Source organism: Mucilaginibacter aureus (assembly GCF_053514885.1).
Map to the genome: position 1 here is coordinate 3088594 of NZ_CP170601.1, position 26699 is coordinate 3115292.

Annotated in this window: 22 protein-coding genes and 1 other RNA gene; 13 read left to right on the forward strand and 10 right to left on the reverse strand. The window is 43.0% G+C overall.

Going from position 1 to position 26699, the window contains the following annotated elements; translation table 11 throughout:
* Positions 1–12: 12 nt before the first annotated feature.
* From ACFGVR_RS13170 to ACFGVR_RS13180, 3 genes are all read right to left on the reverse strand, one after another.
* Positions 13–1167 (reverse strand): M28 family metallopeptidase, encoded by a 1155-nt coding sequence (locus tag ACFGVR_RS13170; protein WP_448697704.1) that lies wholly within the window; start codon positions 1165–1167, stop codon positions 13–15.
* 537 nt (positions 1168–1704) lie between these two features.
* Positions 1705–3741: a PAS domain S-box protein gene (locus ACFGVR_RS13175; protein WP_448697705.1), complete on the reverse strand. Its 2037-nt coding sequence runs from the start codon at positions 3739–3741 to the stop codon at positions 1705–1707.
* Between the two features lie 231 nt (positions 3742–3972).
* On the reverse strand, positions 3973–4770 hold the full coding sequence (locus ACFGVR_RS13180) for a DUF4350 domain-containing protein (RefSeq protein WP_448697707.1): 798 nt from the start codon (positions 4768–4770) through the stop codon (positions 3973–3975).
* A gap of 228 nt (positions 4771–4998) precedes the next feature.
* Between ACFGVR_RS13180 and ACFGVR_RS13185 the strand changes: the two genes are divergently transcribed.
* The 5 genes from ACFGVR_RS13185 to ACFGVR_RS13205 all read left to right on the forward strand — a co-directional run bounded on the left by ACFGVR_RS13185 (position 4999) and on the right by ACFGVR_RS13205 (position 10956).
* Positions 4999–5730 (forward strand): polyprenol monophosphomannose synthase, encoded by a 732-nt coding sequence (locus ACFGVR_RS13185; protein ID WP_448697708.1) that lies wholly within the window; start codon positions 4999–5001, stop codon positions 5728–5730.
* A gap of 179 nt (positions 5731–5909) precedes the next feature.
* The gene (gene ruvB, locus ACFGVR_RS13190; RefSeq protein WP_448697710.1) at positions 5910–6932 is read left to right on the forward strand and encodes a Holliday junction branch migration DNA helicase RuvB; all 1023 of its coding nucleotides are present in this window, start codon (positions 5910–5912) and stop codon (positions 6930–6932) included.
* Positions 6933–6948: 16 nt separating this feature from the next.
* On the forward strand, positions 6949–7284 hold the full coding sequence (locus ACFGVR_RS13195; protein WP_448697711.1) for a hypothetical protein: 336 nt from the start codon (positions 6949–6951) through the stop codon (positions 7282–7284).
* A gap of 150 nt (positions 7285–7434) precedes the next feature.
* The gene (locus ACFGVR_RS13200) at positions 7435–9756 is read left to right on the forward strand and encodes a GH92 family glycosyl hydrolase (RefSeq protein ID WP_448697712.1); all 2322 of its coding nucleotides are present in this window, start codon (positions 7435–7437) and stop codon (positions 9754–9756) included.
* 315 nt (positions 9757–10071) lie between these two features.
* Positions 10072–10956 (forward strand): hypothetical protein, encoded by an 885-nt coding sequence (locus ACFGVR_RS13205; RefSeq protein WP_448697714.1) that lies wholly within the window; start codon positions 10072–10074, stop codon positions 10954–10956.
* 268 nt (positions 10957–11224) lie between these two features.
* On the opposite strand, the gene dinB is transcribed toward ACFGVR_RS13205, so the two are convergent.
* Positions 11225–12406, reverse strand: coding sequence for a DNA polymerase IV (gene dinB / locus ACFGVR_RS13210; protein WP_448697715.1), 1182 nt, complete (start codon positions 12404–12406; stop codon positions 11225–11227).
* Positions 12407–12475: 69 nt separating this feature from the next.
* On the opposite strand from dinB, the gene ACFGVR_RS13215 reads away from it, so the two are divergent.
* The 7 genes from ACFGVR_RS13215 (at position 12476) to ACFGVR_RS13245 (ending at position 20990) form a co-directional block, all read left to right on the forward strand.
* A complete protein-coding gene (locus ACFGVR_RS13215) occupies positions 12476–13033 on the forward strand; it encodes a 2'-5' RNA ligase family protein (protein WP_448697717.1) in 558 nt (185 codons plus the stop codon).
* Between the two features lie 92 nt (positions 13034–13125).
* The gene (locus tag ACFGVR_RS13220; RefSeq protein WP_448697719.1) at positions 13126–13746 is read left to right on the forward strand and encodes an RNA polymerase sigma factor; all 621 of its coding nucleotides are present in this window, start codon (positions 13126–13128) and stop codon (positions 13744–13746) included.
* Positions 13743–15065 carry a hypothetical protein gene (locus ACFGVR_RS13225; protein ID WP_448697720.1) on the forward strand — a complete coding sequence of 441 codons (1323 nt, stop codon included), beginning with the start codon at positions 13743–13745 and terminating at the stop codon, positions 15063–15065. Before ACFGVR_RS13220 ends, ACFGVR_RS13225 begins: the two co-directional genes overlap by 4 nt.
* Positions 15066–15149: 84 nt before the next feature.
* Positions 15150–15248: signal recognition particle sRNA small type (gene ffs / locus ACFGVR_RS13230), an RNA gene on the forward strand.
* A 355-nt stretch (positions 15249–15603) separates the two neighbouring features.
* Positions 15604–16566, forward strand: coding sequence for a YpdA family putative bacillithiol disulfide reductase (locus ACFGVR_RS13235; RefSeq protein WP_448697722.1), 963 nt, complete (start codon positions 15604–15606; stop codon positions 16564–16566).
* Positions 16567–16849: 283 nt separating this feature from the next.
* Positions 16850–18148 (forward strand): aminotransferase class V-fold PLP-dependent enzyme, encoded by a 1299-nt coding sequence (locus ACFGVR_RS13240; protein WP_448697724.1) that lies wholly within the window; start codon positions 16850–16852, stop codon positions 18146–18148.
* A 100-nt stretch (positions 18149–18248) separates the two neighbouring features.
* A complete protein-coding gene (locus ACFGVR_RS13245) occupies positions 18249–20990 on the forward strand; it encodes a carboxypeptidase regulatory-like domain-containing protein (protein WP_448697725.1) in 2742 nt (913 codons plus the stop codon).
* Between the two features lie 56 nt (positions 20991–21046).
* On the opposite strand, the gene ACFGVR_RS13250 is transcribed toward ACFGVR_RS13245, so the two are convergent.
* Complete coding sequence (locus ACFGVR_RS13250; protein ID WP_448697726.1) at positions 21047–21754, reverse strand: porin family protein; 708 nt, start codon at positions 21752–21754, stop codon at positions 21047–21049.
* A 217-nt stretch (positions 21755–21971) separates the two neighbouring features.
* Between ACFGVR_RS13250 and ACFGVR_RS13255 the strand changes: the two genes are divergently transcribed.
* A complete protein-coding gene (locus ACFGVR_RS13255) occupies positions 21972–22268 on the forward strand; it encodes a hypothetical protein (protein ID WP_448697728.1) in 297 nt (98 codons plus the stop codon).
* Between the two features lie 60 nt (positions 22269–22328).
* Here the strand turns inward: ACFGVR_RS13255 and ACFGVR_RS13260 are convergent, their stop codons facing one another.
* The 5 genes from ACFGVR_RS13260 to ACFGVR_RS13280 all read right to left on the reverse strand — a co-directional run bounded on the left by ACFGVR_RS13260 (position 22329) and on the right by ACFGVR_RS13280 (position 26522).
* Positions 22329–23660: a sensor histidine kinase gene (locus ACFGVR_RS13260; protein WP_448697730.1), complete on the reverse strand. Its 1332-nt coding sequence runs from the start codon at positions 23658–23660 to the stop codon at positions 22329–22331.
* A 6-nt stretch (positions 23661–23666) separates the two neighbouring features.
* Entirely contained in the window at positions 23667–24344 is a 678-nt protein-coding gene (locus tag ACFGVR_RS13265) for a response regulator transcription factor (protein ID WP_448697731.1), read from the reverse strand.
* Between the two features lie 7 nt (positions 24345–24351).
* Complete coding sequence (locus ACFGVR_RS13270) at positions 24352–25203, reverse strand: hypothetical protein (RefSeq protein ID WP_448697732.1); 852 nt, start codon at positions 25201–25203, stop codon at positions 24352–24354.
* 37 nt (positions 25204–25240) lie between these two features.
* Positions 25241–25606 (reverse strand): hypothetical protein, encoded by a 366-nt coding sequence (locus ACFGVR_RS13275; RefSeq protein WP_448697733.1) that lies wholly within the window; start codon positions 25604–25606, stop codon positions 25241–25243.
* A gap of 136 nt (positions 25607–25742) precedes the next feature.
* Positions 25743–26522 carry an FAD:protein FMN transferase gene (locus tag ACFGVR_RS13280; protein WP_448697735.1) on the reverse strand — a complete coding sequence of 260 codons (780 nt, stop codon included), beginning with the start codon at positions 26520–26522 and terminating at the stop codon, positions 25743–25745.
* Positions 26523–26699 lie beyond the last annotated feature (177 nt).

The window sequence follows — 26699 nt, forward strand, 5'->3', positions numbered from 1 at the left end:
TTTTGTAACTGCTTAACCGCCTTTGTGCATCAGCTTATCATTAAAGCCAATCAACAGCTTAAATAATTCGGGATATTTGGTTAACGGGAGCGTTGCACTGATATCGTACACATCGTGATAAGCTTTGATGCCGCCCATGGTATACATAAAAAACGCCGGCACACCTTTTTCGGTAAAAAAATAGTGATCGCTGTTAGCTGCCTTGCCCCGCGGATAGATCTTCACCAGGTAATGGTATTGATCGTTAACCTGGTTTAGCAAAGCAAATTCGTTTTTATAGATGGCACTGTTTACTACGGTTGCGCCTTCATCACCCGTACCTTCCAGATCGAGGTTGAACAGAAAACGGATATTTGATAATTTGATGAGCGGGTTTTCGGTAAAGTATTTAGAACCTAATAAACCAGCTTCTTCGCCCGAAAACAGGATGAAAGCTATAGAATACGGTTGCGGATGTTCGCCATAATACTTAGCCAGGGTAAGCAGCAGTGTTACACCGCTGGCATTGTCATTAGCGCCCGGGAAATAGGTTTCGCTGCCCATGCCGCCCAAATGATCATAATGGGCAGTGATCACGATCATTGAATCGGGTTTGGTGGTTCCTTTTACAATGCCGCAAATGTTGGCAGTTTTAAAATCAGGTATCAGTTTGTTTTCAATGTTAACAGCAATTGTTCGCGGTGTTTCTGTAAGGTTTTTTTTATCGATCTCGATTCCGGTATAGTCTTCCGTTTTTTGCGCAACGTCCCAGGTTAGCTTCTTTTCGAGGGTTACCATAATGCGATGTTCGCGATCAACAAAATGTATGCTGTCCTGTTGTTCAAGTGTGCCACTGGCCTTACCACCACGGCTATCAGCAGTGATGATATAATCATAACCTGGCCTAAGTTTTTTGCCATTAATGCTAACCTCCATCTTCGCCGGAAAAGTATTGACCGGAAAACTGAAAGGCTGTTCGAAGTGTCGGCCATCCATTGGCTGTAAACCATAGCTTTTAAATTGTGCGGTTAAAAAGCGGGCCGCTTTGCCAACGCCGTCATTAGTATAACCGCGACCCCAAAAGTAAGGCGAGGTTAAGGTGTCAATCATTTTTCGCGCGAAAGCGATATCCTGCGCAAGCGAAATATTGACAATAAATGTAAGTAGTAATGTTAGTTTGGCTTTCATTGAATGATACTGCTATACAATGATATCGATTTTTTTTGTGATGCTGTACCGGGATATGGGCGCATAAAAAATGCCTCCAACGCGAACGTCGGAGGCATGGATATTAATCGGGTCAGTTAATTAATCTGTTCCTGGGGGTCTGTCATTCCTGGCTGGCTGGCATCAGAACTAAAACCTGATTAAGTTTTAAGGGATTGGAAAAACTTTTTATACATGAACACTATAGATTAACCCGATATAACCGTAAAATTGATTAATATACCATTGCGGCAGGGGCATTACCTTTTTTTGAAAAAAGTGCCCAGCCTTAATGCGCTCAGTACAAAAGGTGTGGTTTAGTGCTGATATTTAACAGCAAATATTGAATAATTAAAATTGTAATGCATTAGCCAGGGAAATGGCTGTAAATAGCACAACTTTTAATGATCCTTATTGTTTTATAAAGATAGAAATATTTTGATATCTCCCAAAAAATATTTTTATGGAGCGACCGATTTCCTGCTACAGTTTATATAATGCTACACCGACTGCCGGCAATTATGAAGGGAAGCTGATCATCTCATCTTTTGCCGAATCTTTGGCCATCTCCATAATTACCGTATCCAACCGGTTAAGTTCAATATCTATATAATTCATGATATCTTTATCGGTGGGGTCGTTTTCAAGTATGGTTATCAAGCCTTTTAGATTGGCTAACGGGCTTCTGAGAATGTGCGATTGCTTCCAAATCATTTCGCGTATAAATTTTATCTGTGTTTTTATTCGCTCGTAGGCAGACTGTAAGCTTTCTTCGGCTTCTTTTCTTTCGGTAATATCCGTTATTGCCAATACAAGGCCATGTATTTCATTTTCTTTATCCGCTATCGGGAACATCCTTACATAGTACCATATATTTATGCCATCGGGCTGGGTATACATTACTTCGTAGCTAATGGTATCCCCTTTAAACACCTTATTGATATAGTCGAAAAATTGTAAGCGTCTGCTTTCGGGTAAATGATCGAAAATTTTTGCCCCGTTTTCGGGATCGAAATTGAATTCGTTTCTTGCAAACGTTAACGCCTTTTTGTTGTACTCCAGCACATTCAAATCGCGATCCAGCAACGCATACGCGGTATCATTAGTATTTAAAATTGTTTGCAGGTTGGCTTCGGTTTTTTTTAGTGATTCTTCGGCTACTTTTCGTTCTGTTATATCGATCATTGAGCCTATGAAGGTTGGCTCATCTTCAAAAAAAGTGCGGCTGCCGTAAAACTCTACCCAGTTGGATGTTTCGTCTTTTTTTAGCCCCATTGTTTCGTAGTGTACGCTTTCAACAATTTCTTCCTTCCGTAAACGCACATTTTCTTTAACGATATCCCGATATTCGGGATGGATTATTTTTTCGGGTGGGTAGGTACCCAGCAACTCGTCGGGGGTATAGCCAAAAATCTCGGCAAATCTTTGATTTACATAAATAAACTCCGCATTTTGTACAATATATATCCCCACCATTGATTTATCGGCAAGTGTGCGGAATTTCAGTTCGGCAGTTCTTAATTCGGTTTCCAACGCTTTCCGGGCGGTAATATCGCGGGCTATTACAATCACCCGCTCATCTTCAAATTTTTTACCGTTAATTTCAACATTAATAGCCACCCCATTTTTATGAATGATCTTTCTTTCGCCGGTTACCGATTCGCCGGGCTTTGCCGATTTATAGACAAGGGGATTAGATTCCAACAATTCGTCATTTACCAGGTCTGCAATATTCATGGTTAACAATTCATCGCGGGTATAACCAACCATTTGGCACATGCTCTGGTTTACATTGATAAAATCGCCTTTATAATTGAGCACATATATGGCATCGGATGCCTGTTCAAATAACGAACTATACCGTTCCTCGCTTTCTTTAATTGCCTGGTTGTTTTTAAGGATGTTGTTTATTAATTTTTTGATGCTTTTGGTAAGATAAAACGAAAGGGAAAGTGCGATAGCTAAAGAAATTAGAATGATGAGGACGAATCTCTTTGCTGTGGTACGATATATCCCGTTATTGGTTGCCAATATTTGCTTACCAACACTTACCTGGAGGTTCATTAACTGGGTGAGTTTTAAAAAAAACGGATCTTGAGAAACAGTGGGGGCTTTTTGAGTGAATGCGTTAAGCGCAACAACGTCCTCTTTATCGAATATGGCCCTAAGGTTTTTATACGTTTTGTCGGCTTGTTTTTTTGCATCGTCGGTTTGTTTAACCAGCGATGCCTCTTCTGGTGTGAGGTAAGTAAGCTTATAGTTATTCCAATTTGTGCTTATGGCAGCCTCGGCCTTGTCAATAAGTTCTTTTGCCTGGTTAAACGAAATTTCGTGGTCTTTAACTTTTTGGGCCAGTGGGGCCACCTCTACGGCATATTCAAACCGCAAGGCAGATAATTGTTGAATGGGTAATACACGGTCGGCATAAAGTGAATGTGTGTTGGTATCCATTTTCTTCAGGTCGTTGATACCATATAATCCCATCCCGATCAAGCCTGCAGCTGTGATCAGTATCAACATGTATAGCTTCACCGAAGCATCAACCTTGCTCAACATTGTTCGTTATTAATAAGGTGCAGTTTATCACCTGCAAATATCGCAACCATGAGGTGATATATAAATGTATTTAATTTTATTTTAATAAGGTATTTTTATCCAAGAAAAATTGAAATACAATGCTTTAGATGCATTGGTAAATAGATGACGGGTTGTTTTAAAATAAAAAACACGTTAGCTATTGAGAACGCCCCAACACCTAACGTGCCTGAATATACAAATCAATTAAAATTACTTTTTAGGTACCTGGGCAAGCAACCATTTGCTTAAATCGTCGGCAGCCTTATCGTTATCATAACCGGCTGGCAAATGGCCGTTGGTATATTCGTTGTACAACCATGGATCGCCAACGGCAAATACGGTGCCTTTGCCATATTTAACGGTTGCCATTAATACCACGCCATCTTTATTGGTGTATGCGGCTTTGGCTTTACCGGTTAGGGTAATAGAGCTCATATCTTTGAGATAGATCTTTTTGGCGGTTTTAAATATTGGGTCGCCATCGGGTACCATTAAAGTACCGGCAACAATATTGCTGCCAATTACATGGTTTTGCAGGTCATCATTAAAATGCAAACCAAAAGCAGCTGCAAGTACGTTGGCACTTGGCAGGTTTACGTTGGCGCTATCGTTAGCTAATATCACTAACACACCTCCGGCTTTTACCCATTCGGCAACTGCTTTGGCGTCTTTGGGTTCAATATAATTAGGATTTGGTGTTTCCTTTTTATTATCAGGGTCAACAACAATATAAATATCGCTGCCTTTTAAAGTTTCGGCCGTAGGAGCCGCTTCAAGGCTCTTTAGTTTACCACCGTATTTAATAAAATCATCGCCCCAGTTTGAGTAACCGTTCAGGTCTTTTTCGTCCCATATGTAATGGAAACGTTCGGTTGTATAATTGCCGGCTTTGTCTTTTTTAAATTCGTGATTAAAATAGCAATCGAGCGTAACAACCTGCGCTTTAACAGCAGGCATAAGGGTGCTAACAAAAAATGCGGAAAGTAAGGCAATTCTTATTTTTTTCATAGAGGTGTGTTGTTTGATCGTTAATTAATAATTGGTGTATAAAGATAAATTTTAAATCGAAAGTATTAAAATAGAGATGCGAAATCTACGGTTTTAGCCAATATAATGTAATATTTTGCACATACAACACACACAGCTAATGCAGGCTTAAAAAACTTTTTATATTTGCGGCTGTTCCATTACAGAGCATTTGTCTTATCAACAACCTAATCAAAAAAATCAGCACTGGTGCCCGATAGCATTGTAATTATACCCACTTATAACGAGAAAGAGAATATTGAACGACTGTTGAATAAGGTATTCTCGCTTGAACACGATTTTCATGTGCTAATTATTGATGATGGCTCGCCGGATGGTACCGCCAATATTGTAAAAACTATGCAGCGTGATTATCCTGAACGTCTTTTTATTGAAGAGCGTGCAGGTAAGCAAGGTTTAGGTACAGCTTACATCCACGGCTTTAAATGGGCCATAGCTCACCAGTACGATTTTGTGTATGAGATGGATGCCGATTTTTCGCACAACCCTGACGACCTGATCCGCCTGCGCCAGGCTTGTGTTGACGGCGCCGACGTTGCTATTGGATCGCGCTATGTAAAAGGTGTTAACGTGGTTAACTGGCCCATGAGCCGGGTGCTGATGAGCTACTTCGCGTCGGTTTATGTGCGTTTTATTACCGGTATTGATATACAGGATGCTACGGCGGGTTTTAAATGTTATCGCCGTAAGGTGCTGGAAACCGTGAGCCTCGATAAAATTCAGTTTGTGGGCTATGCCTTCCAGATCGAGATGAAATACACCGCTATTAAGCACGGTTTTAACGTGGTTGAAGTGCCGATCATTTTTACCGACCGCACCGTGGGCACCTCTAAAATGTCGGGTGGTATATTTAAAGAAGCTTTCTTCGGCGTGATCAGGATGCGGATCAACGCGATATTCAGGAAGTATCCGGAAGGGTGATTTTTTGATTTCGGATTTATCTTGATTTCGGATTTCGAAAGTTCAATTTCGAATTTAGTTTTTGATTTCGGATTTATTTTGATTTCGATTTTGAATTTCAATTTTGTTTTTCTCCTTTTCTTTAAAGCTTTTCGCTTTCTGCTTCCGGCTTTTCGCTTAATTTACTAATTTCGTTGGTAATGAATCAAAATCTTGATCCTAACCTGGATAATCTTTCACCGGCTGAACGTGACATTGAAAAAGTGCTTCGCCCGCAGGCGTTTGAAGATTTTACCGGTCAGCATAAAATATTAGCCAACTTAAAAGTATTTGTGCAGGCGGCCAAACAGCGGGGCGAATCGCTCGACCATGTGCTGCTGCACGGCCCGCCGGGATTAGGTAAAACCACGCTTTCGCATATCATCGCCAACGAAATGGGTTCGGGTATTAAAATAACCTCGGGCCCTGTTTTGGATAAACCCGGCGACCTGGCCGGGCTGCTCACCAATTTGGAGAGCGGCGATATTTTGTTTATTGATGAAATACACAGGCTTAGTCCGCTGGTGGAAGAATACCTGTACAGCGCCATGGAGGATTTTAAAATAGACATTATGCTGGAGAGCGGCCCTAACGCCCGTTCGGTGCAGATCTCGTTAAATCCGTTTACGCTGGTTGGGGCCACTACACGCTCCGGACTGTTAACTGCGCCGCTGCGTGCCCGTTTCGGCATTAATGCCCGTTTAGAATATTATGATGCCAAGCTGCTCACTACCATTGTGCTACGTTCAGCATCGATACTCAAAACACCTATTCGCGATGAGGCCGCTTATGAAATTGCCCGCCGCAGTCGTGGTACCCCGCGTATTGCCAATGCTTTGCTGCGCCGCACGCGCGATTTTGCCCAGGTTAAAGGTACCGGGCAGATTGATACCGAAATAGCCCGTTTTGCCCTGAGCGCCCTCAATGTGGATGAACACGGGCTTGACGAGATGGACAATAAAATATTGCTTACCATTATTGATAAATTTAAAGGCGGCCCGGTTGGTTTAAAAACCATTGCCACTGCCGTGGGCGAAGATGAAGGCACCATCGAAGAGGTTTACGAACCGTTTTTGATACAGGAAGGCTTTTTGATGCGGACATCGCGCGGGAGGGAAGCTACGGATAATGCTTATAAGCATTTAGGTAGGTTGAAGCTGGGGAGTGGGCCGACGTTGTTTTGATTGAACCTATCTCAACATGATTATATACCGACAAGATGTTTTAAAAAGAACCGCGATAGCTGGCTTGTTTGGACTTGTCGTTTTGGTATTTCTTTATTTCAGAGCTAATTATGTTTATTCAAACTATAGCTTTAATGGAAGAGTTGATAGTGTTTTCTTTAGTGATAAACGTGCTCCGGTTGTTCTGATCGATAAAAAGAAGTATGTGTTAGAAGCTGCCGACTGGAATATCCAGGACAGTTGTTTAATCCACAAAGGCGATTCGATGATCAAAAATAAAGGTTCTTTGGTAATAAAATTAGTTAGGCTGAACGGCTATATTATTATAAAAGGGCGCGATTTACACCGATGATGTGGGCGTTTCCCTATGGGCCGCGCTCTACGCTCATACTACACGGGCCTTAGCCACTGGGCCGGTATCCGCTGCGATCAATAACGCATTCTGAAAAAAATCAGTACATTTAGCAGTAATCGTATTAACTGGCCTATTCACTACCTCCTTATGAAAAAACTCTGCTGCGTTTTTGCTTTTGCCTTTGCGTGCAACTTTGCGCGCGCCCAAATGGTTACTCATATTACCGATCCGGTTGAATATATTAATCCGCTGATGGGTACGCAATCAAAGATCGACCTGTCAAACGGCAATACTTATCCGGCTGTAGCCGTACCCTGGGGTATGAACTTTTGGACACCCCAAACCGGTAAAATGGGCGATGGCTGGCAATATACCTATGATGCCGATAAGATTCGCGGCTTTAAGCAAACGCACCAGCCCTCGCCGTGGATGAATGATTACGGGCAGTTTGCCATTATGCCGGTTACCCATCATTTAAAGGTTAGCCAGTACGCACGGGTGAGCTGGTTTTCGCATAAAGCGGAAGTATCCAAACCTTATTATTACAGCGTTTACCTAGCCGATGCCGATGTAACTACCGAGATTACGCCAACGGAGCGTGCGGCGCAGTTCAGGTTTACGTTCCCGAAAACGGATAGCTCGTTCGTGGTGATCGACGCGCTGGATAGGGGATCGTATGTGAAGGTCATCCCCAAAGAAAACAAGATCATTGGCTACAGCAGCAGGTATGCCCGTGGTCCGCTTAAAAACTTTAAAAACTATTTTGTTATATACGTTGATAAGCCTTTTACAATGGCTTACACTACCCGGGATACAACTGTTGTTAGAGATTCGCTGGAAATGAGCACCAAACATGCCGGGGCGGTTATCGGGTTTAAAACTACTAAAGGAGAGAAGGTAACTTTAAGGGTAGCTTCGTCGTTCATCAGTATTGAGCAGGCCGAGCTAAATTTAAAGCGCGAGTTGGGTAATGATAGTTTTGATATCACCAAACAAAAGGCCAAAGCGGTTTGGAACAAAACTTTAAGCCGCATTCAACCGGAAGGTGGGAGCGTAGACCAGATGCGTACGTTTTACAGCTGCCTGTACCGGATGTTGTTCTTCCCCAATAAGCTGTATGAGATTGATGCCAATAACAAAATTGTGCACTGGAGCCCTTATAACGGACAGGTATTGCCGGGCTATATGTTTGCCGGAACTGGTTTTTGGGATACCTTCAGGGCGCTGTACCCATTTTTGAATTTGATGTATCCATCCATTAATAAAGAAATGCAGGAGGGGTTGATTAACGATTACAAAGAAAGCGGCTGGCTGCCCGAGTGGAGCAGCCCCGGTTTGGCTAATGTAATGGTGGGTAATAATTCGGCATCGGTAGTGGCCGAGGCTTATTTAAAAGGTTTACGCGGGTACGATATCAATACCCTATGGGAGGCTTTGAAGCATGGTGCCAATAACGCGGGGCCGATAAGAGCTGTTGGCCGGTTTGGTGTTAAACAATATAACGAACTGGGATACGTACCTGCCGATTTTACCATTAATGACAAACATGATACCGTGCTCACTTATCCTGAAAGCGCCGCCCGCACCCTGGAATATGCTTATGATGATTTTGCCATTTACCAGTTGGGTAAAGCATTGGGTAAGCCTAAAGACGAGATAGAGATCTACGCTAAACACAGCCAGAACTACCGCAACCTATTTGATAAGCAAACCGGCATGATGCGTGGTAAATACAGTACCGGTAAATTCCAAACACCCTTTAACCCGTTTAAATGGGGCGACTCGTTTACCGAAGGCAATAGCTGGCACTATACCTGGGGCGTTTTTCACGATATTAATGGTTTGATCGATTTGATGGGTGGCAAAAGGCAGTTTGTTGCCAGGCTTGATTCGGTATTTACTTTGCCGCCGGTATTTGACAATAGTTATTATGGTGAGACCATACACGAGATCCGCGAAATGCAGGTAGCCCATATGGGCCAGTATGCGCATGGTAACCAGCCGATACAACACATGATCTATTTATACAATTACGCCGGCGAACCCTGGAAAACCCAATACTGGGCACGCGAAACCATGAACCGGATGTATAAAGCCACGCCAGATGGCTATTGCGGCGACGAGGATAACGGGCAAACATCTGCCTGGTATGTATTTTCGGCCATGGGTTTTTACCCGGTTTGCCCTGCGAGCGACCAGTATGTTTTGGGCACGCCTTTGTTTAAAAGGGTGACCTTGAAGCTGGAGAGCGGCAAAACCGTGATCATTAACGCGCCGGCAAATAGTGCCGATAATAAATACGTATCAAGCATGACCTATAACGGTAAGGCTTACGACTTTAACTGGATAAGCCATAAATTATTGATGAAAAACGGGGCCATTATAAATTTTAATATGTCAAAGTCACCCAATTTACAGCGGGGCATTAAAGATGCTGCTTTTCCGTACTCGTTTTCGCGGGGGTATTAAACTGGTTTTTAGCTGTCTAAAAAAGGCTATTGCATTATTTGCAGTAGCCTTTTTTATTTTATCCCCATTTGTTAATAAGTTTATAATATTTTATTTATTTTATTTTAATTTATTTTTTAAACTATTAATTAAAGAAAAATAATTATTACACTACTATTTGATTTACAGTAGAATAGGTTGTAACTGTGGCATTAAAAGGTGTGTTTTGCCACATTTTATACTTTTTATATTAATAAAAATATTGCAACATTGCAACCCCTTAATTAGTTAAAGACCATTGAGTAAATTTTTTAAATGTTAATGTTAATTTAAATTATGAAAAAACTACTACTGCTATCTTCTTTGCTTTTTTTGTCAACTATGTTTTGCTATGCGCAGGTGGATCTGGATCCGAGCACCTTTGTTTCGTTTACGGTTCGGAATAAAACCGACAATTCAAAGTTTACTGTAATTAAGCCCTCATCGTTCACCAGTATAAAATACATTCAGTCAAATTCACAGATCAAGATCAATTTTGATAAGGCTTCGATCAAAAAAATAAAAGACTCAGTGAAAATAAAGCTGATGGCAACCCTGATAGACAAAAAAGGGAATGAAAAGCCGGTAAATGTTTTTGGTTTTGTTGATGTTTTAAAGAACCAGGTGCCACGTTCGGATCCATCATCGCCCGAAATGTACACCTATACTTACACCCAAAAGTATGTTGACGGGGCTGAGCTGCAAAATACTGAGGTCGATATTTCGTCGGAAAGTTTGGAACCTGGCGACAGGCTGAAGATCACGGTGGATAACATTAAAGGTAATTCGGCATTTGTGATGGTTTTCCAGATTGATGATTTTGGCTGGACAGGCGGACCAAGCTCTGGTTTTGCATGGCTAAAAACTCCCGGAACCGGCGATAACGGCATTAACTTTCAGCCTGCGCCGTGGTTAGGTTATTCGTTTTATTTAAAACCAAGCCAGGGGGCGAGCGTGTTGCAACAAATTTTTGTACCATCGTTTGGTCCGGAAGGAAGTTTTGTAGAGGTGAATAACCACATCTATGTTGGCCTGGGCGGGCAGGTAAGTATTTTTGCCAACACGGTTAAGGTTAGCTATGGCAGATTGCTGAGCTATGAAAACCAAACCTCATATTTTACCATTGGGTTAAACTTTGTTAATTCAATACAAACCATCAGCCATTTGTTTAGCAACAGATAACGGCGGTCAATTAAATACAATATTGAGAAAAGCTATCCCAAAAGGATGGCTTTTTTGTTTAACGACATTTGCAAAAGGTATAAAAAACAAAAGAGAGCATTTTGCAATGCTCTCTTCCCCCTAATTAATTTAAACTATTGATTAACCCAAAAAAAGAACGTACTGGATGCGACATGGGTAATTGCGCATTATCTGTTTAACGAGAGATATTGGATAAGGTTTAACCTGTTGTTAAAAATATTCGAGAAACATACGTATTCGTCAGGATTTATTTCATAAAGGGATTAAAGTTCCTAGTACCGATCTCCATTCCGGCTGCACGGCATACTGTTTTATCGCCATATCTGAAGTTAATTTTATCTAAAGCCCGGTATAGCTGAATTTTTTGTTCGTTATCCTCAAATAAATTAATCTGATAATTGCCCTGGCAAAGCTGGCTTAAGCGTACACCAATAAGGCGTACCGGGCGGTGCCTGTTCCATGCTCTTTTAAGTAGGTTTTTGATGCCCGGTATCAGAATATGATCGGCAGAAGTGAGGGCGATTTTTTCCTGGATGGTGTGGGTTTCAAAATTGGCATAACGGATCTTAATAGCCAGGCAGGACGAAAGCATATTTTCTTTGCGAAGTTTAAAGGCCAGTTCCTCTGTCATCGATACCAAAACCGACTCTAATGTTTTATGGTCGGCAACGTCATTACCGAAAGTGTTTTCGGTAGAGATGGATTTACGATCAGAGTGGGGCACGATATCACCATAATCGATACCGTTGGCTTTTTCCCAGATAGCGCGGCCGGCCTGCCCGAAGACCGTTTGCAAAAAGCGGATGTCGGCGCGCTGCAGGTCGGCAATTTTTTCGATGCCATATTGATACAGCTTCTGACAGGTTTTTTCGCCCAGCATGGGAATCTTACCGATGGGCAGGGGCGCCATAAATTCTTTTTCGCGGCCATGCTCTACAAACAATTGCCCGTTGGGTTTAGCCTGGTTGGTAGCCATTTTTGATACCGTTTTATTTGATGACATGCCGAATGAAATGGGCAGCTCCGTTTCGCGGATGATCTTTTGACGAAGATCGGTAGCGAACTGGTAGCAGTTGTGAAAGCGGTCCATCCCCGTAAGGTCGATATAAAACTCGTCCACCGAGGTTTTTTGGAACAGGGGTACCGTATCCGCGATGATTTTGGTTACCTGTGCCGAGGCTTCGGAATAGTGGCCGTAAGTACCACGTACAATGGTGGCATGCGGGCATAAACGCATGGCGGTACGCATAGGCATAGCCGAGTGGATACCGTACTGACGCGCTTCGTAACTGCAGGAGGCTACCACGCCGCGATCGGCAGAGCCGCCTATTAATACCGGCTTGCCAATAAGCGACGGATCGAACTTGCGTTCGACAGATACGAAAAATGAATCGAGATCGATATGGACGATATATCGCTTATGTACCATTAAGCAAAGTTAAATAATTATTTAAAAATGCTAAAAATATTAGTAATTTAGTTTTTGTAAAATTGATTTATGGACATACTGGAAAGCACCTATTGTGATTATATGATGATGATATCGCCACCGGCCGAGATCAGAGAAACCGTACGGAAGCTTAAGCTGTCGTCGGCAAAAGTAATTGGCGAATATCGCGGTAAGCATAGTATAGCGCATATTACCGTTACCGGGCAGGGGCGGCAAATGCCGGTGATGATGAAAGAAAAGCTGGAATATTATCAAAAGAAATTGCTGCGGGTTAAGGCGAATTATATCGCCGTAAAAGGTTTTTATTATTTTTTGCACGGTGCATCGTCGGCAACAATTTATGCGCGGCTGGTTTTAAGCGAGGAGTTAACGGCGTGGTTTGCCTCGATCAGAAATGTATTTGGCGACAGGCAGCAATTTGTACCGCATATTACCATTGTTAAAGATATGCCGATGGCTGATTTTAAAAAGCTCTGGCCCTATTTTGAGCACAGGGAATTTAGCGCTCACTTTTTGGCCGACAGGTTAACCGTGTTATCGCGGCCAACCTTTGGCAGCAGTAATAATCATTGGACGATATTTAAGGACCTGTATTTTAAAAAGTAAAAAACACTGAATAAATTGCAGTAATTTTGTATGAAACATAGCTTGATTTTCAATAACTTGCGCGCTGTTATTAATGTGTACGGAATGGCCGTATGAGTGAACAGGAACTGCAAAATATCATTCGGGGCTGTGTAAAAGAGGACAGGGCAAGCCAAAAAATGTTATATAAAACATTGTATGGTTTTGCTATGGGCATTTGCCTGCGTTATGCCGGTAACCGCTACGAGGCGGCCGAAATACTAAACACCGGTTTTTTTAAAGCACTGACCAATATTAAAAAGTACGATGACTCGAGGCCCTTTAAGGCCTGGCTTGGACGTATTATGACCAATACCGCTATTGATTATTACCGTACCAATTTAAAGGTTGCCTATACCGAAGATATTGAAACGGCAGAAGATGTATCGGTTGGTGATACGATAAGTGCCAAACTGAATTACGACGATTTGCTTGCGCTGGTGCAAAAACTACCGCAGGCTTACCGCACGGTGTTTAACTTGTATGCTATTGACGGGTATACTCATGATGAAATAGGGGAAATATTGGGGATAAACCCGGGTACCTCAAAATCAAACCTGCATAAGGCACGGCAAAAGTTACAGCAAATGATATTGGGAAAGCAGAATGGCGATACTGATAAGCCGGATGCACCTGTGGCTGTACATAAAATGATCATAACAGACAGTTATATAAAAGATATTTTAAGAAGATGAACCAGGATGATGAATTGAACGAAATGTTCAGAGAAGGGTTAACAGAGCCCGGCCATCATGCAGAATACCGTGAAGCCGATTGGGACGCGCTTGAAAAAATGCTCGACGAACGGAAGAAAAAACGCGGCATTATAGGGCTGTTGCCTTATATAGGTAGCGTGGCAGCTGTTTTGCTGGTGGTTTTTGCCTGGTTGTTTTTTAAGCCTTCGGCTACTGAAATAGTTAAGACACCTGTAGCTGTAAATAAAAATACACCTGTTGATGGAACGAACGCCGCGGCGGTAAAACAACCCGTTCCGGATAAACCGGAGGTGGCAGCAGAATCCGTAGCTCAACCGGGCATGCCAGATAAAAATAATGATGCCCGTATAGCGCAAGCTAAACCCGCACAGAAAAATGCCGCGGTTAACAGGAGTTATATCGCATCAAACCAGTATCGCCGTAAAGGTAATACTAACAACAGCAACCGTATAGCAAATACGCATATCCGGCCAGAACAGCCTGCTACAGAAGCCGTGATAGCTGTTGTAAAACCAGGGAAGAGTACTGCCGAAGCCGAAACAGCGGCTAATAACCCTGAAAAAACCAATGCGGCGACAGCATTTAGCCCGAATACATTTGTTATTGATAAACCTCAAACGGTTAAACCTGAAACAACTGCCGATACTGCCGGGATTGTTAAACAGAAGGCTGAAATAGCCAAAGCAACAAAACCAGAGGTGAAAAAGACAGCAGCAGCGCCTGTGCGCCTGGCGTTAACGGTTATGGCCGCAACAAATATGAATGGCGTGGGCTCGTTTACACAAACACAGGCAGGTGCAAATGTGGGGCTGCTGTTTTCGGTAGGGAAGGGCAAGTTTACATTGAGCACCGGCGCGGTGTACGCCAAAGTGCCATACGGTACCGAGTTTAGTAATTACCATACCGGGTATTATTTTACAACCAGGCCCGAATATGTTAATGCCGATTGCCGGGTACTGGATATCCCGGTTTACCTGCATTACCAGGTGTACGGTAACGTTAAAAACAAGTTGAGCGCGGGAGTGGGACTATCATCTTACCTGATGCTGAAAGAAAATTATACTTACACTTATGCCAACCCGGCTACGATTGGCCCGGAAGGCTACTCGGTTTCAAACCGCAATAAGCATTATTTTGGTGTGTTCGATGTGGGGGTACTATACCAACGCAGGCTGAACCCGAAATTTAGCCTTGACCTGCAGCCTTATTTGCAACTGCCGATGACGGATATTGGCTACGGCAAGGTTAAACTGCAATCGGCAGGGATAGCAGTGGGCTTTAGCTGGAATATTAAATAGTTGTATAGTAAACTGTTATGAAGCCGGTATTGACAAAATGTTATTTTTAATGGATAGAACGCAAATTTTTCTATCTTTGTGGCGGGGTAAGTCTTTTACGACCAGCTCCTCTTGAACTCCCCCAGGGTGGGAACGCAGCAAGGGTAGAGGGTTGTAGCGGTGCGATAAAAGGTGCTTACCCTTTTTTTTGTGCCCTTTTTTTTGCGATGCGCCTGTCGCAAATTTCAAAATCACTGATACTTTGTTTTTAAAATGCGATGCAATCGCTAAGCCAGGTAAAGTACTCGTTGCAAACAAGCGCAATAAGATTGCTTATAGTTTGAGCGTCTGTCGTTCTTAAAAAGCCCTCCTGGTTGTCTTAAAATAGTTTGGTAGATTTGGGCGTTGCCTTCGGCCCAGGCTATCCGCTCATACTGCGCAGGCCTTAGCCACAAGGCCGGTATCCGCTTCTATCCTTAACGCGGAATATTCTTACATTCAATTGTCACAGTTTTAAATCGAATAAGCTGCACTATCTATAAATTGTTACTTTTAAGCCATGCTTGATATATTGATCATAGGTGCCGGCCCCATCGGTTTGGCTTGCGGACTGGCGGCGCAAAAGGCCGGTTTGTCATTTGTAATTGTAGATAAAGGTTGCCTGGTAAACTCGTTGTATAATTACCCGTCGACAATGACGTTTTTCAGTACCTCCGAAAAATTGGAGATAGGCGGTATCCCATTTGTATCGAACAATGTAAAACCAACACGTGCTGAGGCGTTGGAGTATTATCGGCGGGTGGCTTTTTCAAATCATTTACCGATAAACCTGTTTGAAGAGGTGCAGCATATTGATGGTGAAAAGGGCGCGTATAACATCACGACAAGCAAAACGACCTATACTGCCAAAAACGTAATTATAGCTACCGGGTTTTATGATATCGCTGTAAAGCTCAATGTACCGGGCGAAGACCTGCCGAAGGTTAAGCATTATTATAAAGACCCGCATTATTATGCGATGCAAAAGGTTCTGGTGGTTGGGGCAAGCAATTCGGCGGTGGATGTGGCGCTGGAAACTTACCGTAAGGGAGCCGAGGTAACAATGGTTGTGCGCGCAGACGAAATAAGCAGCCGCGTAAAGTATTGGGTGCGGCCCGATATTATTAACCGGATTAAAGAGGGGAGCATTACCGCCTATTTTAACTCGTCGCTTACAGCGGTGCGGGAGCATGAAGTTGTTTTGCAAACACCGGAGGGCAGCATAACTATTCCCAATGATTTTGTTTTGGCCATGACGGGATACAAGCCCAATTTTGATTTTTTAAAGAAGATCGGCATACAGCTTTCGACAGATGAAAAGCTGCTGCCGCAATACAACGCCGAAACCATGGAAACGAGCAATTTGCCCGGTGTATACCTGGCGGGCGTGGTTTGCGGCGGTATGGATACGCATTTGTGGTTTATTGAAAACTCGCGTGTTCATGCCGAAATGATCATTGGGGATATGGTGAAAAAACGCTGATCATGCTTTGAGATGCGGGTTTAAATTCGTATCTTACAAGTGGGGAAGTTATTGAGTTATTGGGTTATTGAGTTATTGAGTTATTGTTCTTTAGTTACTGAAAAAATATTGTACCCACCACGCACCCACCCTGTACCCACCCGGTAGAGAATGGAAAACGCCCAAATAACACAATGAGGGCATATTGGTACTGAAAAGATAAAAAAATACCGACAAATACCCCCCTTGTTTGAAATGACTTAATGATTGCCTAAGTTGCGTATATTTCCCTAATTTTACTTTGATGCCCCAAAACCGACGAATATTTGTAAAGCAGCTTACCGCTTTGGCGGGTGCCTATAGTGCCAGCAGTTTATTTAACCTTGCCCACGCAGCCGATTTTGAGCAGGCAGCCAAACATGTGGCCCATTTAACCGACGCACAAATTGCAGCCGACGAGGATTATTGGGCAACGATACAACAAGCCTATACGGTTAGCTCAAATATCATCATTCTGAATAACGGCGGTGTATCGCCTGCGCCGTTGGTGGTGCAGCAGGCGCTATCGCGGTATAACGACCTGGCCAACGAGGGGCCATCATACTTTATGAACCGGGTGCTTGATCAGGGCCGCGAACCGCTTCGCGAGAAGCTGGCCTTACTGGCCGGCGCCCAGCCCGATGAAATTGCCATTAACCGGAACACTACCGAAGCACTGAACACAGTGATATACGGGCTTGACCTGAAAGCCGGTGACGAAGTGATAGGCACCAGGCAGGATTACCCCAACATGATACAAGCCTACCGCCAGCGTGCCCTGCGCGATGGGATAGTTTATAAGCAGATCAGCTTTGATTTCCCGATAGAGAACGACGAGCAGATAGTAAAAGGCTTTGAAGATGCTATTACACCCAAAACCAAACTGATCCATGTAACGCACATTATCAATTGGGTTGGGCAGATATTGCCTGTTCAAAAGATATGCAGCATGGCACATAGCCGGGGCATTGAGGTTATGGTGGATGGCGCACATTCCTTCGGGCTGCTTGATTTTAAGATACCCGAGCTGGGCTGCGACTACTTTGGCACCAGTTTGCACAAATTCTTATCGGCCCCTGTGGGCACCGGTATGCTGTGGATAAAAAAGGAAAAGATAGGCAAGATATGGCCGCTGCTGTGTAATGATAAGCCGCATAGCGATGATATCCGCAAGTTTGAAACCCTGGGCACCCGGAGCATCCCGATAGAGCAGGCTATAGGCGAGGCCGTTAATTTCCATAACGCTATTGGCAGCAAACGGAAGGAAGAGCGGATACATTACCTGAAGCATTATTGGGCAAGCAGGGCGGCGCAGATACCTAAGGTTAAGATACACACCTCGCTTAAACCCCAATACTCATGCGCTATTTGCGGTGTTACTGTTGACGGCATGACGCCTGCGGAACTGGACAGCGCTTTGTTTACCGGATACAAAATACATACCGTTGCCATTGTTTGGGAAAACATTAGCTGTGTGCGCGTAACCCCGCATGTTTATACCAAAATAGCCGATATGGATAAACTGGTTAAAGCATTGACCGAAATAGCAGCCGGCGTTAAATAACCACCCGGTTTTGTAAAAAAATGTTAAATAAATAGCATCATTACTAAGCTAAGGCGTTAAATGGCTATATTGTGGCCCCTTAGCATTTAATACCCCACTAATGAATTTACGGAAATTTTTATTTGCCTTTACTGCATTAATAGCATTTGTTTATCAATCGGCCAACGCGCAAACCAAACCCGATACCGTTAATTTAACCACCATCCTGGAAAAAACCATTAAGCATGGTAATGAATACCCTATTGAAAAGGTTTACCTGCATATGGATAAACCGTATTATTCGGTAGGCGATACCATTTGGTTTAAAGCATATGGCACCATTGAAAAACATGTATTGACCGGCTTGAGCCGGATAGTATATGTGGATGTGATAACCAGCCGCGATTCGCTGGTTACTACCGTAAAATTACCACTCATAAACGGTATTGCCTGGGGCAGTATACCGCTGCCGCAAGGGACGTATAAACAAGGTAGTTACCATTTGGTAGCCTATACCAACTGGATGCGAAATTTTGACCCGGCGTACTTTTTTAACAAAGTAATTAGTGTTGGTAATGTGATCGATAAGGAACTGGTGACCAGCGTATCGCTGGCAAGTACGACAAAAAACAACCTGTCGAAAGTTACGGCACGGGTAGTTTACCGCGACCAGAAGGGGTTAGCTTACGCCAATAAAAAGGTAAACTGGCACGTTGAGCCCGAAGATGATAAGGAAATAAAGGGCACAGTTGTAACAGATGCCAGCGGCGTGGCCAATATTACCATCAATACTGCGAAAATATCGGCTGTAAGCCAGGTGCCGCTGATCACCAATATTGATCTGGGGAACCGTAAAGTGCTGGGCGCTTCGTTTTCGCTAAAGCAGATAGACAAGGAAAAAGATGTGCAGTTTTTTCCGGAGGGGGGCGAGATGATAAGCGGCCTGCGTATGATAATGGCGTTTAAAGCAATTAAACCAGATGGTTTGGGTATTGATGCCAGCGGCGTTATTATGGATAGTGATGGCAAACAGGTAACCGAATTTAAATCGCAAAACCTTGGGATGGGCAAATTTGTGATGGTGCCCGAAAGCGGTAAGGCATATACTGCTAATGTAACCTTTGCCGATGGCAGCCATGGTACCTATGATCTGCCGAGAGTGGCCACATCGGGTATTAACCTGGCTGCAAGCACTGTAGATGCCGAAAACATGCTGCTGAAAATATCATGTAACGATGTGTTTTTTCAGAAGAACCAGGGCAAAGAGTTTTATATCATCGCGCAAAGCGGCGGTATTATTTACTACGCAGCTAAAAGTACGCTTACCAGCCAGTTGTACACGGCATCGGTTGCTAAAAGCAAATTTCCTACAGGTATAGTACAGGTCACACTTTTTGCATCTAATGGTAACCCTGTGAGCGAGCGTATTGTATTTATCCGTAATAACGATCTGTTAAACCTGTCGGTAACATCGCCAAACAAAACCTTCGCCGCAAGACAAAAAGTGCAATTGAGCGTAACGAGTAAAAACAAAACTACACCTGTACAGGCAAGCCTGTCGATGGCGGTTATTGATGAGACCAAGGTGCCGCTTGATGAGAACGCCGAAACCACGATATTGACCAGCTTACTGCTAACATCAGATCTGAGAGGTTATATCGAAAAGCCTAATTACTACTTTAACCATGTTGATGATAAAACCACAGCAGACCTGGATATATTGATGCTGACCCAGGGCTATCGCCGGTTTTCGTACCGGGATATTATTGCCGATAAGCGCCCGCCTGTGTATTTTTTACCTGAGCAGCATGGTATAGAAATATCGGGGACGTTGCGAAACAATACCGGGCTGCCCATTAGAAAAGGGAACGTGAGGCTGCAGGTGCCTGACAACAATTTCAATACGCAAACCATTACCGACCCGGTGGGTAAATTTAAGTTTTCAAACCTGTCGATATCCGACTCGACCAGTGTAACCTTAAATGCCCGCGATAACCTGAACAGTAACAGTTTGATGATGACGCTTGACCAGCAGCCACTACAGGGTGTAACACCAAACTATAATGCGCCCGATGAAGTGATGAATATTGACAGCGTGATGCATCCATACCTGCAAAACCGCTTAAGAGAGTATAACAATACGCATACGCTAAAAGAAGTATTGATCAAAGACGCGCCGATAGTTAAAAAGCCAAGCCACTCGGATTACCCGTCGCTGATGGGCCTTGCTATGGACCCTGATCATTTTGTAAAAGGTGAGCAACTTCAGGGTTGTAACTTTTTGTCAAACTGCCTGCAAACCCTGTTGGTTGGTTTTACTTATGATAACAACAATTTTTATATAACCCGCGATTACAATGCGGGTAATAAAACCACTCCGGCAGCCATTTTTTATAATGGGATGAACGTTGATTTTAACTTTTTAAACGGAATTAATGCTAACGAGATCGAATCGATAGAAACATTTATGAAAGATGACCTGAGCGGCATTAACCGGATGTATAATACCAATGGCGTAATTGTAATTAACGGCAAAAAGCGCCCGGAAGGTAAAAAGATCAGTAAAGAACAACTGAAAGAGATGTTTCCGCCCAAATACCTGTTAACGTTTACACCAATGGGCTACAGTAAAACACGCGAGTTTTATTCGCCCAAATACACCGGGCCAATAACCATTAACTCACGGGCCGACCTGCGGACCACCATTTACTGGAACCCGCGCTTGTTAACCGACAAAACAACCGGGGGGACTTCGGTAGAGTTTTTTAATGCCGATGGCAGGGGCAGCTATCGCGTTGTTGTTGAGGGGATTGATGGCGACGGCAATATTGGCCGCTTTGTGTACAAGTATAAAGTACAATAATAAAAAAAGCACGCTCCGGTAGCGGACGCGTGCTTTTGAGGTTTACTTTTCGGTTATCAAAATTTAAAACCAAGGCCAACTTGCCAGGCCTGGTTATTGTATTGCGGATTACTATTTGCCGAATAAGCCGAGTTGCTTTGCAGATCGATAGTATACCGGCCGCGTAACTCAACATTGCGGTTTAAATTGATGCTTACACCAAATACCCCGTCTATCAGGCTTTTATTATAACCCTGGCTATCCTGGGTGTATTGCTGCTGTACCGTTTGGCTAAAGCCGTTGGTATAAACGTTTTGTGTAGATGTTAAAAAGGCTACCTGCGGGCCAACTACAAAACTAAAATTAGGCACTACGTGAATTTTAAGCAGCAAAGGCAGATCGATAAAATTGTTGCGCTGGCTAAACTGCCCATAGGGGGTAAAGGCGGTATAACCTTTTTCTGAGTACAACAATTCGGCTTCGAAACCTAAAGGATAAACGATAGGTACCTCAAGGCTTACACCCAGGTTTAACCCGAGACGCGTGTCGGTATGAAAGCCGGCGTCGTTAGGGTTGATGATGTTGGCAATATTAGCGCCGGCAACAATACCAAACCTTGGTTTATAAAAATCACTGTTGGTTTGTTTAGGTTGCTGGTGTGGTTGCTGAGGGTAGCGGCGCGGTGGCGGATAACGGCGCGGCGGCGGATAATTCTGGGCTTTTACCGATACAGAGCCTGCCAGTAATACCAGCACGCCTATACTTAGAAAGAGAATTTTTTTCATGGTGTTTAATTTATATTAATAGTAATGATATAGATTAAACCTTAGCCAAAAGGTTTATTCAAAAAACAGGGAATTACATTGATTTAACATTTATTAACAAACTAACGAATGATCCTTAAAATTTGTTGTTTTAGCTATCCGGATTGTTACCATTTGCACCGGTAGGTAATTTAAACTTTTCGTAATTTTTTTAGTTAAATCAATAAACACATATCTTATGAAAACGATTTTGAGATCAATTACCCTGGCAGCATTTTTTGCTACCATAGCATTTACAAGCAACGCACAAGTAAGGGTTTATGTACGCACCAGGCCGGTTGAGCCGGTAGTAGTAAGAACTGCACCTCCGGACAGGCAATCAGTATGGATAGGCGGCGAATGGGCATGGCGCGGCGGCCGTTATGAATATGTAAGACCACATTACGAACACATACACAGAGGCCATGTATGGGTAGGCGGGCATTGGCAAAATGTACGCGGTGGCTCAACATGGGTACCCGGCCACTGGAGATAAGTAATCTGTTATTTGAAAAGTTGTATAGCGCCGGAGTATATCTATTGTACCCGGCGCTTTTTATTGTAAAATGGTATCCGGAAAGGTTAATTTAAATGTACTGCCCTGGTTTAGTACTGAAGTAACGTCTATCCGGATATCGTGAAAATCGGCAATGGATTTTACGATTGGCAGACCGAGGCCAAAGCTTTCCTGCTGTAATGATTGTTTGAATTTTTTAAAGCGGTTAAAAATAAGCGGTAATTGTTCTTCGGCTATACCAATGCCTGTATCGGTAATGTCTATTACAAAAACGCCATCGTTTAAATAGCCTTTTATAGCAATGGTGCCCGATTCTTTGTTGTACTTGATGGCGTTGTTAATGAGATTAAAAAATAGGTTGAACATCAAAAACTTGTTGATGTTTGTAAGCTCGATGCCCGGAGGAATAGTAATATTGAGTGTAATGTTTTTTTCCTGCAGGCGAATGGATATTTCATCGTAAACTTCCTGTAAAAGATCGGCAGCCTTAATACTATCGTCTTTTATAAACTGCTCGTTTTCGATCTGCGATATGAGGAGCAGCGTTTTGGTGATGCTTTTTAAACGGTTCAATATGCGTTGCATCTCAAGCAAACGCACTTTTACATCATCTATCACATCATCACGATCAAACATGTTCTCGATCTTTGACTGCAATATCGAGATCGGTGTCATCAATTCGTGCGAGGCATTGGATATAAACTCGCGTTCTTTTTGAAAAGTACTTTCAATTGTTCTGATCATTTGGTGGATACTTTCGTCGAGATACTGAAAATCGGACGTAGTGGTACGCACCTTTTTATAGATACCAAAATTGGGAAACTTGTGCCCGATGAGTTTGGTTTTGATGATCTTATCGAGCGGTCTGAGCACATAATTGGAATAGATCAGGTCGGAAACGATTGTAAGAAAGATCATGCCTAACAAAACCTGTAAGGCAATGCTTTGCAGCGGGCTGCTGGTATCGCTGATGGTGCTTACACTGCGGCCAATTTCGAGCAGATATTTCTTTTTGTTAACGGTAAAGTTGCGGCTTAATATGCGGTACTCCAGCGTATCTTTATCATCGGTAAAAACGCGCCGGTCGTTTTTGATGGTATCGAGCCACTCACGCAAAGTGTCGACATCTAAACTGATAAAATCTTCATGCAGGGGCAGATAACTGCCATAGCTTTCGCCGTTTTGTATATAGTTAGATATACCGCGGTCTTTTACGATCTGTAAAAACTTGTCCCGCTGCTTGCGCAGGCGGTTATCGGTATAGGTTTTATTGATGTTTTCGATCAGTTTGGGCAGCAGTAAAACAAACAATATCACAATAACCAGCTTTGAGCTGGTATTAAATAGCGTGAGTTTGTTTTGCAGTTTCAAACCGGGTTATATCTTTATTTTATAGCCCAAACCACGCACAGTTTCCAGCCAATCGGGCTGTGCATAAACACTTAATTTTTTGCGGATGTTTTTAATATGCACGTCAATATAGTTCGAGTCGTAATCATCATTTACCACGCTGCCCCAAATATGCTCGCTTAACTGCGGCCGCGTTAACGTGCGGTTTTTATGCAAAATGAGATAGGCTATCAGGTCGAACTCCTTTTTGGTGATGGTGCTTACCACCATACCATCGTGCGTAATGCTCCGGTCGTTAAGGTCGATCACAAAGTCGCCCAAGGTTAAGGTGGTGTGTTGTAAGCCAAACTTGCGGCGCGTAATGGCTTGCATCCGGCTTTGCAGCTCAAGCATCGAAAAAGGTTTAGGCAGGTAATCATCGGCACCCAGATCAAGCCCTTTAATGCGGTCGTAAACTTCGGCACGTGCCGTTAATATGATACAGGCAGCTTCGGGGTTATTCTTTTTGGCCTCCTTAAGCAGGTCCAGGCCTTCATAATCGGGCAAACCCAGGTCGATCAAAATAAAATCGTACAGGTTTACGCCAATTTTTTGCGAGGCCGATTTACCATCGTAGCATATCTCGCACAGGTAATTGCCGTTGGTTAAAAATATTTCCAGCTCGCGGGCCAATGCTTTTTCGTCTTCTACAATTAAAACATTCATAGGTATCTTAATAAAAAACGTAATAGAAGGTTAAATTAAAAAACGATTCGTGGTTGTTGATCAAGGCACCTTGCACGTTTACCGGTATAGCGTATTTGTAGGCAGCTTCTAAGGTATAATGCGGCCGGTTGTATGCTATTGGTAATTTAAAACTGTAATTAAGCAGGTTAAACTGGCTGTTTTTACTTGCTACATCGGGCGGCGGATAAGGGTCGTAATGCATGCCGGGGCCATGACCCGGCGGATTATTGAAAAAATCGTGGTTTTGTGAAAAGTCCTGCACAAAATTTTGCGTGCCGAATATCATGGTAAATGCAGGCTCAAAGGTTAAATAATCCTTATCATCAAAAACGCTCCAGTTACTTTCAAAATACTTTGAGTTACTGATGGTAACAAAAAAATCGCTTGATTTACCGAACAAATAATCAAGGGTAGCGCTTGTTTTTACATATTTCCAGTCGTACGAGTTTTTAAAGTTAATATCGTTGCTTGCTGATGATTTGATGATCTGCGATTTATCGTTGATAAAGAACCGGGTATAGCTGATATCTCCTCTAAATGCCTTCGAAAAGCGGTAGTGGTAACCAGCTCCCAGGTCAAACTCATCAATAGTAGGTACCGAGGCCAATACCTTCCATAACGAGCCGTATACAAATAACCCGGGTTTAGAGTTGTAAATAACATCGCCCGACAAAAACGGGTACCTGTATTGACTGGTACGGCCAAAAAAGCTGATATCAGTACCATAATTTACCCCGGCAGAAACCGATTGTTTTTTAACGATGGTACCCGTATCGGGTGCAATATTTGCCAACAGCGTATTGGCCGTGCCATACGCGAGCAAAAAAATCAAAGCCATCAAATATTTCATATCATATCAACTTTATAAAATCTCTTTAATCATTGTTCCTCCTTGGTATTTCGGGCGGTCTTTCTAATCCTTCGGGCCGGCGCTGGCGTTTGGCTTTTTTATTTAAGGCAGCGGTATCAACCGGGGCAACAACTTTTTCTGGTTTCGACTGGTGTTTGGGTCTGGCTACTTCTTTGATCTTTTTTGATCCCAGCACATCCATACGGTTTTGTGGTACGGATTTAACACGTAAAGTATCTGTAATTGGCGGCCCGAGGGATACAGATGGGCCAGATTTAACAACAGGCAGATGAACGATCTGAAAATATTTGCCAACGTGACCGGTACCAGCTAATGACAGGCGTGCCGTAAACAACAGTAAGATCAATATGTACACGAGCCGCTTTGTCATGGAGTGGGGTAGAACAATCAAAAATTATTCAAACTGATATTAATTAAATTAGCATGCCCGTTATTAGCATGCTAATTTAATTAAAAATGATATAATGATACTGTATTTATAATTTAACGCTTACAAAATACACTTGTTACCTGTAGCTTAGGTTTTTTGAAGTGTAAATTTTTTTTCGATGATTAGTAATTACACAAGCTATTTGGTTTAAACGATTAATTAAATTAAGCCCAACCCGCACACCCATTACCATAACCGGTGTGCCCATGGCGGCAGCAAGTTCGGCGCTGGGGCTTAAAATGCTCACGCTTTTAATGCTGCTTACTGCTAAACCTGTTTTGGTATTGAAGTACCCATTGTTGCCCGAAGTTATTACCGCCATATTGCTGATGTTTAAATTGGCAATTGGCCCGGTGCTTTGTGCGGGCGCCGCCGCAGATACCGTCCAGGGCGAGCCATCGGGTTGATTACCCCAGGTTATTAAGTTACCGGCAACATTAATTACGCCGCTGCTTACGCCCTGCATTTGCAAAAAGTACTTAACGCGGTCGGCAATATAACCTTTGCTGATACTGCTAAAGTCAATTTTCATTCCTTTTTCTTTCAAAAAAACGGATGTTTGAGCAGGCTGAAGGATGATATCGCGATAATTGACATTGAGCGAACCACGGGTGATATCAAACGAACCATGCGTAAGTTCAGCTATTTTCCACGACCTGTCGATCAGGTTATACAATTCCTGATCAACCTTAACAGGTTCAATACCGGCATAACTGTTAATGCGGCTGGTTTGGCTTAACTGGTTATCGGTCAGCAATTTTTCAATGCGGATAATCTCAGTAAAGGCATCATCAATACGCTGCACTGCCCATATCTCATCATCAGCAACAACGCTTATCTCAAAATTGATGTCCATCAGGCGCCTGATGCGCCTGTGGACATTTGTTAATATAGAATTTGGGAGTTGAGTTAGCAGCATAGTTGTAGTATAATTATTTACGAAAGTAGACCGGCATAATGAAAATCAAATGAAACATCAGGCAACAAAAAACCCGGCGCCTCTGGCATAGGCAACCGGGTTAAGTAATAATTT

Excerpts from the sequence above, each read along its gene's own strand:
- ACFGVR_RS13170 (WP_448697704.1), bottom strand. The coding sequence starts at position 1,167 with ATGAAAGCCAAACTAACATTACTACTTACATTTATTGTCAATATTTCG.
- ACFGVR_RS13175 (WP_448697705.1), bottom strand. The coding sequence starts at position 3,741 with ATGTTGAGCAAGGTTGATGCTTCGGTGAAGCTATACATGTTGATACTG.
- ACFGVR_RS13180 (WP_448697707.1), bottom strand. The coding sequence starts at position 4,770 with ATGAAAAAAATAAGAATTGCCTTACTTTCCGCATTTTTTGTTAGCACC.
- ruvB (WP_448697710.1), top strand. The coding sequence starts at position 5,910 with ATGAATCAAAATCTTGATCCTAACCTGGATAATCTTTCACCGGCTGAA.
- ACFGVR_RS13195 (WP_448697711.1), top strand. The coding sequence starts at position 6,949 with ATGATTATATACCGACAAGATGTTTTAAAAAGAACCGCGATAGCTGGC.
- ACFGVR_RS13200 (WP_448697712.1), top strand. The coding sequence starts at position 7,435 with ATGAAAAAACTCTGCTGCGTTTTTGCTTTTGCCTTTGCGTGCAACTTT.
- ACFGVR_RS13205 (WP_448697714.1), top strand. The coding sequence starts at position 10,072 with ATGAAAAAACTACTACTGCTATCTTCTTTGCTTTTTTTGTCAACTATG.
- dinB (WP_448697715.1), bottom strand. The coding sequence starts at position 12,406 with ATGGTACATAAGCGATATATCGTCCATATCGATCTCGATTCATTTTTC.
- ACFGVR_RS13215 (WP_448697717.1), top strand. The coding sequence starts at position 12,476 with ATGGACATACTGGAAAGCACCTATTGTGATTATATGATGATGATATCG.
- ACFGVR_RS13220 (WP_448697719.1), top strand. The coding sequence starts at position 13,126 with ATGAGTGAACAGGAACTGCAAAATATCATTCGGGGCTGTGTAAAAGAG.
- ACFGVR_RS13225 (WP_448697720.1), top strand. The coding sequence starts at position 13,743 with ATGAACCAGGATGATGAATTGAACGAAATGTTCAGAGAAGGGTTAACA.
- ACFGVR_RS13235 (WP_448697722.1), top strand. The coding sequence starts at position 15,604 with ATGCTTGATATATTGATCATAGGTGCCGGCCCCATCGGTTTGGCTTGC.
- ACFGVR_RS13240 (WP_448697724.1), top strand. The coding sequence starts at position 16,850 with ATGCCCCAAAACCGACGAATATTTGTAAAGCAGCTTACCGCTTTGGCG.
- ACFGVR_RS13245 (WP_448697725.1), top strand. The coding sequence starts at position 18,249 with ATGAATTTACGGAAATTTTTATTTGCCTTTACTGCATTAATAGCATTT.
- ACFGVR_RS13250 (WP_448697726.1), bottom strand. The coding sequence starts at position 21,754 with ATGAAAAAAATTCTCTTTCTAAGTATAGGCGTGCTGGTATTACTGGCA.
- ACFGVR_RS13255 (WP_448697728.1), top strand. The coding sequence starts at position 21,972 with ATGAAAACGATTTTGAGATCAATTACCCTGGCAGCATTTTTTGCTACC.
- ACFGVR_RS13265 (WP_448697731.1), bottom strand. The coding sequence starts at position 24,344 with ATGAATGTTTTAATTGTAGAAGACGAAAAAGCATTGGCCCGCGAGCTG.
- ACFGVR_RS13270 (WP_448697732.1), bottom strand. The coding sequence starts at position 25,203 with ATGGCTTTGATTTTTTTGCTCGCGTATGGCACGGCCAATACGCTGTTG.
- ACFGVR_RS13275 (WP_448697733.1), bottom strand. The coding sequence starts at position 25,606 with ATGACAAAGCGGCTCGTGTACATATTGATCTTACTGTTGTTTACGGCA.
- ACFGVR_RS13280 (WP_448697735.1), bottom strand. The coding sequence starts at position 26,522 with ATGGACATCAATTTTGAGATAAGCGTTGTTGCTGATGATGAGATATGG.